A 424-nucleotide genomic window follows, 5' to 3' on the forward strand; every position below is an offset into this window, starting at 1 on the left:
ACCCAAACCGGCCCCTGAGCCGGTTTTTTTATGTCTGGATAACTTTGAAGCCGTACCCCTGGAGCTACTGATGATTTCTGCCCTAACTGCCATCTCTAACCTGATTGGCAAGGCCATCGACAAAGCGTTCCCAGACAAAACAGAGGCCAACCGGCTCAAGGCTCAGATTGACAGCCAACTGATCTCTATGGACCTGAAAGAGCTGGAATCAGCCACCAGCATCATCACCGCTGAGGCTGGTGGAGATAGCTGGCTACAACGGTGCTGGCGCCCACTGACGATGTTGACGTTTGTCGGTTTGGTCGTGGCGCATTGGTTGGGATACACGGCAGAAAACCTTAGTGAAGACCAAACCCTAGCCCTTTTGGAGATCGTAAAGATCGGCCTCGGTGGATATGTCCTGGGGCGCAGTACCGAAAAGGCA

1 protein-coding gene is annotated in these 424 nt (G+C 53.3%); it reads left to right on the forward strand.

Annotated features, from left to right (window positions below; translation table 11 throughout):
- Positions 1-70: 70 nt before the first annotated feature.
- The coding region (locus tag Q5Y71_RS17245) for a 3TM-type holin (protein ID WP_306043301.1) at positions 71-424 on the forward strand (354 nt) is incomplete at its 3' end.

It is taken from the genome of Microbulbifer sp. 2205BS26-8, assembly GCF_030731025.1.
Taxonomy (GTDB): domain Bacteria; phylum Pseudomonadota; class Gammaproteobacteria; order Pseudomonadales; family Cellvibrionaceae; genus Microbulbifer; species Microbulbifer spongiae.